Source organism: Tabrizicola sp., from assembly GCF_034366665.1.
Taxonomy (GTDB): Bacteria; Pseudomonadota; Alphaproteobacteria; order Rhodobacterales; family Rhodobacteraceae; genus Tabrizicola.
The window spans coordinates 1-12,381 of sequence record NZ_JAXMMF010000143.1 but is presented as its reverse complement, the minus strand read 5'-3'; the positions used below and the strand labels follow the sequence as shown (position 1 = coordinate 12,381).

The 12,381-nt window shown below is 66.5% G+C and carries 10 protein-coding genes and 1 pseudogene; 2 read left to right on the top strand and 9 right to left on the bottom strand.

What is annotated here, in order from left to right:
* The 5 genes from U1E69_RS20250 to U1E69_RS20230 form a co-directional block, all read right to left on the bottom strand.
* Positions 1-315, bottom strand: a 315-nt coding sequence (locus U1E69_RS20250) for a Na+/H+ antiporter subunit C (protein WP_322246218.1), incomplete at its 3' end; no start/stop codon positions are given.
* Complete coding sequence (locus tag U1E69_RS20245; protein WP_322246217.1) at positions 315-3,146, bottom strand: monovalent cation/H+ antiporter subunit A; 2,832 nt, start codon at positions 3,144-3,146, stop codon at positions 315-317. The genes U1E69_RS20250 and U1E69_RS20245, both read right to left, overlap by 1 nt.
* 261 nt (positions 3,147-3,407) lie before the next feature.
* Entirely contained in the window at positions 3,408-4,184 is a 777-nt protein-coding gene (locus U1E69_RS20240) for an ATP-binding cassette domain-containing protein (RefSeq protein ID WP_322246216.1), read from the bottom strand.
* Between the two features lie 11 nt (positions 4,185-4,195).
* Positions 4,196-5,275, bottom strand: coding sequence for an ABC transporter permease (locus U1E69_RS20235; RefSeq protein WP_322246215.1), 1,080 nt, complete (start codon positions 5,273-5,275; stop codon positions 4,196-4,198).
* Between the two features lie 122 nt (positions 5,276-5,397).
* Entirely contained in the window at positions 5,398-6,420 is a 1,023-nt protein-coding gene (locus U1E69_RS20230) for a substrate-binding domain-containing protein (RefSeq protein ID WP_322246214.1), read from the bottom strand.
* Between the two features lie 226 nt (positions 6,421-6,646).
* Here U1E69_RS20230 and U1E69_RS20225 point away from each other — a divergent pair, with 226 nt between their 5' ends.
* Both U1E69_RS20225 and U1E69_RS20220 read left to right on the top strand, forming a co-directional pair.
* On the top strand, positions 6,647-7,081 hold the full coding sequence (locus U1E69_RS20225; RefSeq protein ID WP_322246213.1) for an RbsD/FucU family protein: 435 nt from the start codon (positions 6,647-6,649) through the stop codon (positions 7,079-7,081).
* 1 nt (position 7,082) lies between these two features.
* Entirely contained in the window at positions 7,083-8,288 is a 1,206-nt protein-coding gene (locus U1E69_RS20220) for an ROK family transcriptional regulator (protein ID WP_322246212.1), read from the top strand.
* Between the two features lie 276 nt (positions 8,289-8,564).
* On the opposite strand, the gene U1E69_RS20215 is transcribed toward U1E69_RS20220, so the two are convergent.
* From U1E69_RS20215 to U1E69_RS20200, 4 genes and pseudogenes are all read right to left on the bottom strand, one after another.
* Positions 8,565-8,936 carry a hypothetical protein gene (locus U1E69_RS20215; RefSeq protein WP_322246211.1) on the bottom strand — a complete coding sequence of 124 codons (372 nt, stop codon included), beginning with the start codon at positions 8,934-8,936 and terminating at the stop codon, positions 8,565-8,567.
* Between the two features lie 367 nt (positions 8,937-9,303).
* A pseudogene (locus tag U1E69_RS20210) lies at positions 9,304-10,925 on the bottom strand (dihydroxyacetone kinase subunit DhaK).
* Positions 10,926-10,939: 14 nt separating this feature from the next.
* Positions 10,940-11,932, bottom strand: coding sequence for an ABC transporter ATP-binding protein (locus U1E69_RS20205; RefSeq protein WP_322246210.1), 993 nt, complete (start codon positions 11,930-11,932; stop codon positions 10,940-10,942).
* The coding region (locus U1E69_RS20200) for a TOBE domain-containing protein (RefSeq protein ID WP_322246209.1) at positions 11,925-12,381 on the bottom strand (457 nt) is incomplete at its 5' end. The genes U1E69_RS20200 and U1E69_RS20205, both read right to left, overlap by 8 nt.

Here is a 12,381-nt window from a genome sequence, read left to right as displayed (position 1 = left end):
GTCCAGGTCGATGCGGTCGTGGCCGGTCTGCAGGTGGCCGCCGATGGCCATGATCATGATGACGGCGGTCATCCCGAAGGAGATGACGATGGCGGTCAGGACCAGGGCCTGAGGCAGGGGGTCGGCGGGCGCGTCGGTGGTGCCGACGATCGGGGCGGCGTTCACGGCAAGCCTGCCGGCGGTAAAGAGGAACAGGTTCACCGCATAGCTGAGAAAGGTCAGCCCCAGGATCACGGGGAAGGTGCGCAGCCGCAGTGTCAGGTAGATGCCAACAGCGGCGAGAAGGCCGATGGCCGAGGCGAGGAGGGCTTCCATCAGCGGGTCTCCTCAAGGTCATGGGCGGTGGTGTTCGGGCCTTCGCCGGTCCGCAGCGCCAACCGCGACAGCGACGCCAGCGCCAGCAGGATCGCGCCGAGGACGCAGAGGAAGACGCCAAGGTCGAAGATCGCGGCGGTGGCCAGTTCGAATTCCTCCAGCGGCCAGAGATGGACGTATTCGAAGCCAGAGGTCAGGAAGGGCAAGCCGAAGGCCCAGGCGCCGACCCCTGACAGCGAGGCGACCAGGACGCCCCAGCCGATCAGCGCGTGGTGGTCATAGCGCTGGCGGGCGTGGCTCCAGTCGTAGCCCGAGGCCATGTACTGCATCAGATAGGCAATGGCGAAGACCAGGCCCGAGACGAAGCCGCCGCCGGGCATGTTGTGGCCACGCAGGTAGATGTAGACGCCAACCATCATCGCCATCGGCAGAAGAAGGCGGGTTGCGACGACCAGCATCATCGGGTGGCGGTCGCCGGATTCGCGGCCTCTGGGCTGGGCGGCCAGGCGGGCGGTGACGGCGGGGTTGCGCAGCAGCGCCTCGGACAGGGCATAAATCACCAGGGCGGCGATGCCGAGCACGATGATCTCGCCAAAGGTATCATAGCCGCGGAAGTCGACGATGATGGTGTTGACGGCGTTGGTGCCGCCAGCACCGGGCTTTGATTGCGCCCAGTGGAAGGCCGAGATCGGGTCGAAGGCCGGGGCCCGCGTCATCATCGCATAGGCAAGGCCGCCGATGCCCAGGCCTGCAATCCCCGCGATGCCCGCGTCGCGCAGCTTGCGGGGCAGGCGGCTTTCGACGGGGGTCTCCTTGGGCAGGAAGTTCAGCGCAAGAAGCATGAGGAGAAGGGTCACCACTTCGACCGACAGCTGGGTCAGGGCCAGGTCCGGGGCCGAGAACAAGGCGAAAAGCGGGGCGATCAGCAGGCCGACGACGCCGGTCAGAAGCAGCGCGACCAGGCGGTTGCGGTGCAGGAAGGGCGTTGCCAGGGCCGCAACGACCATCACCACCCAGACGCCCAGCACAACCGGGTCGATCGGAAGCGTCGGTCGCGTGCCAGGGGCATGCGGTGTGGCCGTCAGGAAGGCCAGCATCGCCAGGGCCGTGATCCCCAGAACCGCGACCACCATGCTGCGGCTGAAGCGGCCGTTGTGCAGGCTGTCGGTGATCTGACGCGCGGCCTCGGCCAGGGGCTCGACGATGCCGTCGAAGATGCGCTTCGCCTCGGGGCGCGGGGTGGCGTCCCACAGGGCGCGAAGCCGGGGATAGGCACCCAGAAGGACCAGACCCCCGCCGATGGCAGCCAGCGACATCCAGAGCGCGGCGGCGTCCAGCCCATGCCAGTGATAGATGTTGGTGAAGATGCCGCGGCCCGTGGTGGCCGAGGCGGCGGGGTCCAAGAGCCAGCCGACCATCGTGTTCGGCATGATGCCCACCAGCACGACCAGAACCGCCAGCAGGGCAGGTGCGGCCCAGAGGCCGAAGCCCGGGTCATGCGGTTTCGACGGGTAGTCGTCGCGCACCGGGCCAAGGAAGCCGTGGGCCAGGAAACGGAACGAGTAGGCGACCGAGAAAAGCGCGCCAAGGGTGGCCAGGATGCCAACAAGCCAGGCGTTCGGCCAGGCGACATGCGCGGCCTCTTCCAGCATCAGTTCCTTCGACAGGAACCCGTTCAGAGGCGGGATACCCGCCATCGACAGCGAGGCGATGGCGGCAATGGCGAAGGTCACCGGCATGAGCTTTCGAAGCCCGCCCAGGCGCTTGAGGTCGCGGGTATGCGCCTCGTGGTCGACAATGCCTGCGGTCATGAAGAGGGCGGCCTTGAAGGTCGCGTGGTTCAGGATGTGGAAGATCGCAACGGTCGCGGCCTCGGGCGTGCCGAAGCCAAGCAGCATGGTGATGAGGCCAAGGTGGCTGACCGTGGAAAAGGCCAGAAGCGCCTTCAGGTCATCCTTGAAAAGCGCGATCTTGGCGGCCATCACCATCGTGATGAGGCCCGCCGACGTGACGATGATGAACCATTCCCAGGTGCCCGACAGGACCGGCCACATCCGCGCCATCAGGAAGATCCCGGCCTTCACCATCGTGGCCGAGTGCAGGTAGGCCGACACCGGCGTCGGCGCGGCCAACGCGTGTGGCAGCCAGAAGTGGAAGGGGAACTGCGCCGACTTGGTGAAGGCCCCGATCAGGATCAGGATCAGCGCGGGCAGGTAGTAGGGCGAGGCCTGGATCACCTCTTTGCTTTGCAGGATCACGCTCAGGTCGTAGCTGCCGGCGATGTTGCCCAGGATCAGCATCCCCGCGAGCATCGCCAGACCGCCGCCCCCCGTCACCGCCAGCGCCATCCGGGCGCCCTGACGGCCTTCGGGCAGGTGCTTCCAGTAGCCGATCAGAAGGAAGGAGGAGAGCGAGGTCAGCTCCCAGAAGATCAGCAAAAGCAGGATGTTGTCGCTTAGGACGATCCCCACCATCGCGCCCTGGAAGAGAAGAAGATAGGTGAAGAACTGCCCCATCGGGTCGGACTTCGCCAGGTAGAAGCGGGCGTAGACGATGATCAGAAGGCCAATTCCCAGGATCAGGCCCGCGAACATCAGGCCGAGGCCGTCGAGGAAGAAGTTGGCGTTAAGTCCAAGCGCAGGCAGCCATTCGATCCGGGTCTGCACCACCTCGCCGCGCAGGACGGCGGGGGCCTGCAGGGCCAGGAGGATGAGCGCAAGCAGCGTCACCGACCCCGTCACCGTGGCGCAGGCATTGCGTCCCGCACGGATCATCAGGCCGGGAAGGAGCGCACCAAGGAAGGGAAGCGCCGCGATCAGGGCTAGGGTCATGCGGAGAGGGTTCCTCGTCGGGGCGGCTGTGTGTTGGTTCTGGTCGCGTCGCGGCGGGTTTCGAGCGATTTTGGTCTTTGCGTCAAGGGTTTCAAGCCCCTTGCGTCGCGATAGCGCAGAATTCGACGGGATTTCAAGCGGGAGACCGCCCTTGGGGGCATCGAGCCCCCGCGGCCGGGCTGCCGCGGACACAGCGCATCGGGGTGCGCCCGTGGCCGGCTAAAGCGCGGCAGCCCTTGATCCGGGCTGCCGCGGGAGGGCTCAGGCGACTTCGGTCACACCTTCGGGCACTTTGGCGCCGGTCATGAAGGCCACGGCATCGGACATCGAATAGTCCGAGGGCTTGATCACGCAAAGCCGCTTGCCAAGGCGGTGGATGTGGATGCGGTCCGCGACCTCGAATACGTGGGGCATGTTGTGGGAGATGAGGATGATCGGGATGCCCCGGCTGCGGACGTCGCGGATCAGCTCCAGCACGCGGCGGCTTTCCTTGACGCCAAGGGCTGCCGTGGGTTCGTCCAGGATCACGACCTTCGAGCCGAAGGCGGCGGCGCGGGCCACGGCCACGCCCTGACGCTGGCCACCCGAGAGGGTTTCCACCGCCTGGTTGATGTTCTGGATCGTCATCAACCCCAGCTCGTTCAGCTTTTCCCGCGCGAAGGCCTGCATCTTCGGCCGGTCCAATTGGCGGAAGACCGAGCCCATGAAGCCGGGTTTGCGAATCTCGCGGCCCATGAACATGTTGTCGGCGATGGAGAGGGCCGGAGACATGGCGAGGGTCTGGTAGACCGTCTCGATCCCGGCTTTGCGCGCCTCGATCGGCGTGCGGAACTGGATCGGCTGGCCTTCCAGGCGAATCTCGCCCTCGTCGGGGATCACCGCGCCCGAGATCGCCTTGATCAGCGTGGACTTGCCCGCGCCGTTGTCGCCGATGACGGCGAGGATTTCGCCGGGCATCAGCTCGAAGTCGCAGTTGTCCAGCGCGGTGACCTTGCCATAGCGCTTTACCAGCCCGCGTGCGGTCAGAATGGGTTCCATGATGTCCTCCCTTAGGCCGATACCTTGCGGATCCACTGGTCGACCGCGACGGCGGCGATGATCAGCACGCCGGTCAGCAGAACCTTCCATTGCGGGTCCGCGTTCATCATGTTCAGGCCCATCGACATGATGCCGACGATGAGCGTGCCGAACAGCACCCCCAGGATCGAGCCGCGCCCGCCGAACAGCGAGATGCCCCCGATCACCGTCGCGGTGATGGCCTGCAGGTTGAAATCTGTCACCACGGTCGAGGGCGAGATCGAGCCGTTGCGGCCGATGGACACCCAGGCGGCAAGGCCCGCGATCACTCCGGCCAGCGTATATACCCCGATCAGGACCTTCTTGGTGCTGATGCCGGCCAGTTCGGCTGCATCGGAATCGTCGCCCACGGCATAGATGTGGCGGCCGAAGGCGGTGTGGTTCAGCATGAACCAGAGCGCGATGTAAAGCGCGATCATCGCGACGACGCCATAGGTCACGACGGCGGGGCCGACGCGGAAGTTCTGGCCGAAGACGTGCAGAAGCTGCGTCTGGGCGGTCAGGTCCGCCTCGCGCATCGTGGCGTTTTCGGAATAGATCAGGCAGATCGCCATGATGATGTTCCAGGTGCCCAGCGTCACGATGAACGGCGGCAGCTTCAGGCGCGCGACGAGGTTGCCGTTCACGAAGCCCCAAAGGGCGGCCACCACGAAGCCTGCCAAAAGTGCCAGCACCGCAGGCATCGCGAAATCGCCGGGAGAGCCGTCAGTCAGGACCAGATTGCCCATGATGACGAAGGCAAAGACCATGATGACACCGATGGCGAGGTCGATACCCGCGGTCAGCACCACCAGCGTCTGCGCGGCGGCGAGGATGCCGACAACGGCGACCTGCTGCATCACCAGCGTCAGCGTGTAGGCGCTGAAGAACCGGTCGCCCGCGAAGATGCCGAAGAAGGCAATGAGGCCCATCAGCACGATCAGCGGCACCAGGGCCGGGTTGCCGTGCAAGAGGTGCTGCAGCCGCGACAAGGCCGACTTCCGTTCCTCGAACTGGGCGACGGTCTGGTCCGCGCCCTTGCTGGCGCTTTCGAAGTCCTGTGCTTTTGTCATGCCTCTGGTCCCCTCCCCATTGGTCTTGTCATCCTGCATCAAGCTGCGGCTTGAAGAAAGGGCGGCACGTGGCCGCCCTTCCCGTCCCCGCCGTCACCGGCGGGTCATGCCTTGGTCAGACCTTAGCCCCAGCAGAGCTCGGTGCCCTTGGTGGTGTCGATCGAGGTCACACCCTCGGCCGGCTTGTCGGTCACCAGCGAAACGCCGGTGTCGAAGAAGTCCTTGCCTTCGGTCGGGGTGGGCTTGGTGCCGTCCGCGGCGAACTTGGCAATCGCTTCGACGCCCAGAGCGGCCATTGCCAGCGGGTACTGCTGCGAGGTCGCGCCGATGACGCCTTCCTTGACCGAGGCGACGCCCGGGCAGCCGCCGTCGACCGAAACGATCAGGACCTGGCTTTCCATGCCGACAGCCTTCAGCGCCTGGTAGGCACCCACGGCGGCGGGTTCGTTGATGGTGTGGACGACGTTGATGCCCGGGTCCTTCTGCAGAAGGTTCTCCATCGCCTTGCGGCCGCCTTCTTCGTTGCCGTTGGTCACGTCGTGGCCGACGATGCGCGGATCATCCTCGTCGCCGATGTCGGCGGCGTTCTTCACGTCGATGCCGAAGCCCATCATGAAGCCCTGGTTGCGCAGGACGTCGACGGTCGGCTCGGACGGGGTCAGGTTCAGGAAGGCGATCTTGGCGTTGGCGGCTTCAGCCCCCAGCGTCGCGGCGGCCCAGGCGCCGATCAGGCGGCCGGCTTCCAGGTTGTCGGTGGCGAAGGTCGCGTCAGCGGCGTCAGCCGGGTCAAGCGGGGTGTCCAGAGCGATGACCAGCAGGCCGGCTTCGCGCGCCTTGGCCAGCGGGCCGACGATGGCCTTGGTGTCCGAAGCGGCGATCAGGATGCCCTTGGCGCCGTCGGCGATGCAGCTTTCCACCGCAGCGACCTGGCTGTCGTGGTCGCCGTCAACCTTGCCGGCGTAGGACTTGAGCGTGATGCCCAGTTCGGCCGCCTTGGCCTCGGCGCCTTCCTTCATCTTCACGAAGAAGGGGTTGGTGTCGGTCTTGGTGATCAGGCAGGCCGAGACGCCGTCCTGTGCCGAGGCGAAGCCGGCCGACAGGGCAAGCGCGCCCGCGCCCAAAAGGGCTTTGGTGATGATCTTCATGGTCTTCCTCCCAAGGTGGGGGCTGTTGTCGCCCCCGTTTCGAAATCCGTGCGCCGGACCAAAAGGCCCTGCGACAGGCGTAGAAAAGCTGATTCCCTCCCTTCCGTCAAGATAATTAAATCACTCTGATTTATTATTGACAGGCGCGGCGTCCGGCCGCAGTCTGCGCCATGACTGATCGGGGAACGTGCTCCGGTCGCGCCGGACCCGGGAGGAGGGGGAGGCCATGCTGATCGGTATTCCGCCCCTTCTGGGGCCCGACTTTCTTGCGACCCTGCGGGCGATGGGCCACGGGGACGAGCTTGCCATCGTGGACGGCAACTATCCAGCCCTGGACCATGCGCGTCGGCTGGTCCGCGCCGATGGGCATGGGGTGCTGGCGGTGGTTCAGGCGGTGCTGACGGTGATGCCGCTGGACCAGGCGGTTCCGGCGGCGTTGTTCCGCGCCAGCCTGATGAACGACCCTTTGCAGGCGGCAGACATCCACCGGCAGATCGACGCCTTGTGTGCCCGGATGGCACCGGGGATGACCGTGGTGCCCCTGTCGGGCGAGGCGCTCTATCCCCGCATCCGGGCGGCGCATGCGGTGGTCGCAACCAGCGAAACGGCCTTGTTTGCGAACGTGATCCTCCGCAAGGGGGTTATCGGTCCGGCGGGCTAGGATGCAGGACGTCTCGCCAGGCTCGCTGAAGGTTCTGCGCGGCACGAATCAGTCGGGCATGCGCGACCACAACGAACGGCTGGTGCTGTCGCTGGTCCGCCGTCATGGGGCGCTGGCAAAATCCGACATCGCCCGGATGACGGGGCTTTCGGCGCAGACGGTCAGCGTGATCATGCGGGGGCTGGAGGACGAGGGCCTGCTGGAGCGCGGTGAGCCGGTGCGGGGGCGCGTGGGGCAACCCTCTGTCCCGATGTCGCTGGCGGCGGAGGGGGCGTTCTTCCTGGGGCTGAAAGTCGGACGGCGCTCGGCGGATCTGGTGCTGACGGATTTCCGGGGGCGGCTGCGGGCGGCGCGACGGCGCGTCTACCGCTACCCGACGCCCGACGCGGTGGTCGGGTTCGTGCGGGAGGCGGCCCCGGCTTTGGCGGGCGAGTTGCCTGCGGGCCTGCGCGGGCGGATCATGGGGATGGGCGTGGCGATGCCGTTCCAGCTGTGGAACTGGGTGTCGGTGCTGGGGGTCCCTCAGTCCGAGATGGACGCCTGGCGGTCGCGCGATCTGGGGGCGGAACTGGGCGCGGTGACGGGCCTGCCGGTCTATGTGCAGAACGACGCCACCTCGGCCTGCGGGGCGGAGCTGATCTTCGGGACGGGAGAGCGGCCGAAGGATTTCCTCTACTTCTACTTCGGGACCTTCATCGGCGGCGGCCTCGTGATGAACGGCCAGCTTTACCTAGGCCGAACCGGCAACGCGGCGGCGGTCGGGTCGATCCAGGTCCCCGCGCCTGGTGGAGGGACGCGGCGGCTGATCGACCTTGCCTCGATGTCGGTCCTGGCCGAGGCGATGGAGGCGGCGGGGGAGTCTTCCGATCATCTGTGGTCGCAGCACGACCGGTGGGAGGTGTCCGAGGGGGTGCTGTCGGCCTGGCTGGACCCGGCGGCGGGTGCCTTGGCCCATGCCACGCTGGCGGCGGCGGCCCTGCTGGAGATCGAGGCGGTGCTGATCGACGGCTGGCTGCCCGTGGCGGTGCGGGCCGAGCTGGTGCGGCGGACGCAAGGGGCGCTTCTGGGGCTGGACCTGGCGGGGATCGAGCCTCCGGTCATCCGGGAGGGGACGGTGGGGGCGGATGCGCGGGCGTTGGGAGCCGCAGCAATTCCCTTGTCGCAGAGGTATCTGATCGACCAGAACGTGGCGGTGAGAGAGGGGTAGTGTCCACGGTGGGCATTTTCTGATTTTCGTTTGGAAGCAATGGGATGGGCGTGGGCGTTTACCTCGTGATATTTTGGGGCTTTGCCCCTCACCCCGACCCTCTCCCCCTGGGGGAGAGGGGGCGCTTGGGGATGGCTGTTGGTCCCGGAGGCCGCAATGGCTGTGCCTCTGGCTGGCGGCCGGGGGATTCACACCCCCGGGGCCCCCGTGCGATATTTGGGGAGGGAAAGATTGGCGGGTTTCGCTAGCCAACGTGGCCGCAATTAGAAGTGCTGCTTAGTCTTCACAGAAGATATAGCTTTCCGGCCCGCGAAATTGAATGCTGACCATTGGATCCTTGCAGATGACCCGACCCTTGGCATCAACGACAATCATAGCACCAAGTACACCGTTTGTGTCGACCCAAACCTGCTTCTTACTTTGAGCTTTCCACTTGTTTCCTGCAATTAAAACCTCTTCGGCGCACGAAACATATTGTCCAATCACATATGGGTCGTTGCAAAGCGTTTTGTTGCCATCCTGAACGATGTACCCTGTGAGGACACCTTCAGCAAACGGTCGTTTTCCGTCCGTGACAAGCGAATTCACCTGCGCTGACACACTTGAAGAAAGAACAAGGAACATCGAGGCCACGATAAGTTTCTTCATTCCGACTCCTTTCACCAACGCACGCTTAAGCCAGTACGCACCTGAACTTCTTGTCGCAAGTGGAGCGATCACCAAAGAAGCTTGAAAGGGCTCGTGCAACAATTCAAGCCAACATGCTTCAACCTCATGGTGCGCTGTAGCGCACCCTACGATGGTTGCCAGAGGTTCGGACAAGCGACCGTCGAGTGGACACTCGCCCGACTGGTTTGCCTGGAGGCGCAAGCCGGAGGGCAAGGGGATATCCGCACTCCCGAATGGTTGGAGATCGGGGCGCGGCTCTCTGGGCTGGCGCGTCTATCGCGCCTGCCAGGGGCAGGCAGGCGCGGCCTGATTTGTCGCGGGACAAATCGGGCAAGGAATGGTGCCTTCAGCCTTTGGCGAGGTCCTCAAACAGCCGCGCCACGCCCTCTGCGCCCGGATCGTTGTGGCCCTTGAGCTTGTCGGCGGCGAGGTAGGTGGCTCGGCCTGCTTTGGCGCGGGTCATCTGGGCCGTCGCGTTCGCGCCGTCGCGGGCGGCTTTGGCGGCGGCTTGGACCCCCTGCGGGAGGGCAGCGAGGGCGGGGGCCAGGGCGTCGATCATGGTGCGGTGGCCGGGGGCGGCTCCGCCGACTTGGCAAACGCGGTCGAGGCCTGCGGTGAGGGAGCCGATCCAGGTTTTGCCGGAGGCGCTCGCGTCGCCGGCGGCGGCGAAGAAGATGGCGAGGAGGACTCCGCTGGAGCCGCCCATCGTCTGCGACAGCTCCATGCCGATGGCGCGGTAAAGCTGCGTCGGGTCGGCGAGGGGGAGGCGGTCGAGGGCGTTGAGGAGCGCTTTGGCGGCCCCGGCGAGGGTGCTGCCGGTGTCGCCGTCTCCCGACTTGGCGTCGAGGAGGTTCAGGTCGGATTCGATGGCGATCAGGGCCTTGCAGCAGCGCTCGATCAGCGCGCGGCGGGCGGGGTGGGCGCTGGGGACGGGCTGGATGGGGGCGAGGCCGTCGGGGAGGGGGCGGACCGCCACGGCTCCAAACGGGGAGAGGCCGGGCCAGGCGTGCGGGGCGACGGGGGCGGCGAGGCTGGTCACCTGCGCGTGGTCGACGGGGAGGAGCGAGACGGAAAAGCCGTGCATGTCGAGCGAGGTCATCAGGGGGGCGGGGCCGATCATCCATTTGACCTTCCCGCCGAGGGGGGAGCGGGCGAGTTCTTCGGTCAGGACGGACATTTCGAGGGGCGTGGTGGAGCCGAGGTTGTTGAGGAGGGCGACGTGGTCTCCGGTCCCGGTGTGGGGGAGGAGTTTCTCGGCCACCATCTGCATGGCGGAGCGCGCGCCGGTGAAGTCGACCTGTTCGATCCCGGCCTCGCCATGGATGCCGAGGCCGAGTTCGGCTTTGCCTGACGCGATGCGGTCTTCCTTGGGGCTGCCGGGGACGGTGCAAGTGTCGAGGGACATGCCGATGGAGACGGCGCCCTTGATGACGGTGGTGGCGGCGGCGGTGATGGTGTCGAGGTCGGCGCCGGATTCGGCCATCGCTCCGGCGATCTTGTGGACGAAGAGGGTTCCGGCGACGCCGCGCGCTTGGGGCAGGTCGGGCAGCGCGATGTCGTCGTCGACGATGACCATGCTGACCTTGAGGCCGAAGGCGCGGGCGCGTTCGGCGGCGAGGCCGAAGTTCAGCCGGTCGCCGGTGTAGTTTTTCACGATCAGAAGGCAGCCCGCCTTGCCGGTGACGGCGAGGATACCCGCGAGGACGGCGTCCACCGACGGTGAGGCGAAGACGTCGCCGCAGACAGCGGCGGTGAGCATGCCTTGCCCGACGAACCCGGCGTGGCTGGGTTCGTGGCCGGAGCCGCCGCCGCTGACGAGGGCGACCTTCTGGCGTCCCAGTCGGTGCGGACGACGACCCGGATGTGGGGGTAGCCGTCGAGCCGGGCGAGCTTGCCGCCAGAGGTTCTGAGGAGGCCGTCGATTGCTTCGGTGATGAGGCTTTCGCGGGAGTTCATGAACTGTTTCATGGGGTTGGCCTTTCTCAGATGCGGGTGCCGCTGGCGTCGAACCAGAGGGGGTTCATCGGGCGGATGTTGAGGGTTTCACCGGGTTTGAGGGCGGTGTGGGGTTCGGTCAGGGTGATGAGGCTGTGGGGGCCGAGGGAAAGGTGCAGGCGGGTCTGGTCGCCAAGGTGTTCGACGCGGGTGATGGTGGCTTCGGCCCCCTCGCCAACGTGGATGTGTTCGGGGCGGAGGCCGATTGTTGCGGCCTTCGGGGGCGCGCCGGGGAATGCGGCGGCGGGAAGGAGGTTGATGTGCGGCTGGCCAAGGCGGGAGGCGACGTAGGTCGAGACGGGCGTTTCGTAGATCTGGCGCGGGGTGCCGAACTGGACGAGTTTGCCGTGGTCGAGGACGCCGACGTGGGTGGCCATGGTCATCGCCTCGATCTGGTCATGAGTGACATAGAGGAAGGTGGCGTTGAGGTCGTTGTGGATGCGTTTCAGCTCGATCCGCAGGTCGGCGCGGAGTTTGGCGTCGAGCGAGGAGAGGGGTTCGTCCATCAGGTAGATGCGGGGGTTGCGGACAAGGGCGCGGCCGATGGAGACGCGCTGCATCTCGCCGCCAGAGAGGGCCGTGGCCTTGTTGTCGAGCTTGTGGGGGATGCGGAGGACCTCGGCCACCTCGGCCACGCGCTTGGCGATGTCGGGTTCGGGCATCGCGATCATGGGGGAGCGGAGGGGGAAGGCGAGGTTCTCGCGGACGGTGAGGTGGGGGTAAAGCGAGTATTGCTGGAAGACCATCGCCACGTCGCGCTGGGCGGGGGTGTCGTTCACGACCGATGCGCCGTCGATGCGGACGTCGCCCGTGTCGGGGCGGTCCAGACCGGCGATCAGGCGCAGCGTGGTGGTCTTGCCTGCGCCGGTGGGTCCGAGGAGGACGACGAAAGCGCCGGTCGGGATGGTGAGGGAGACGTCCTTGAGGGCCTGGGTGGGGCCGTAGGACTTGGACAGGTTCGTCAGTGTGACCTCAGCCATGATGGACCCCGGCGTTGGCGGCGGTACGCAGCGCACGCCCGGTGGTGGCGTCGAAGAGCGACAGGCGGCGGGCGTTCAGGGCCAGGCCGGCGAGGTCGCCGGTCTTGGCCGGGGCCGTCGAGGGCGTGCGCGCCTTCACCTGGCCGTGGGGGGTCGAGAGCGTGACGATCTGGGTAGTGCCAAGGTATTCGACGGCCTCGATCCGCCCGCGCAGCGGGGCGCTGTCGGACAGCGCGACATGCTCGGGGCGGACGCCAAGGACAAGCTGGCCAGAGGCAGGTTCCTGCAACTGGGGGAGGGGGATGGGGATGCCGCCGAGGGTGACCGTCTCGGCCCCCGCGGCGGCGGTGCCCTCGAACCGGAGGAAGTTCATCGCCGGGCTGCCGATGAAGTCGGCGACGAACAGGGTCGCGGGGTGGTCGTAGATGTCCTGCGGGGTGCCGAACTGC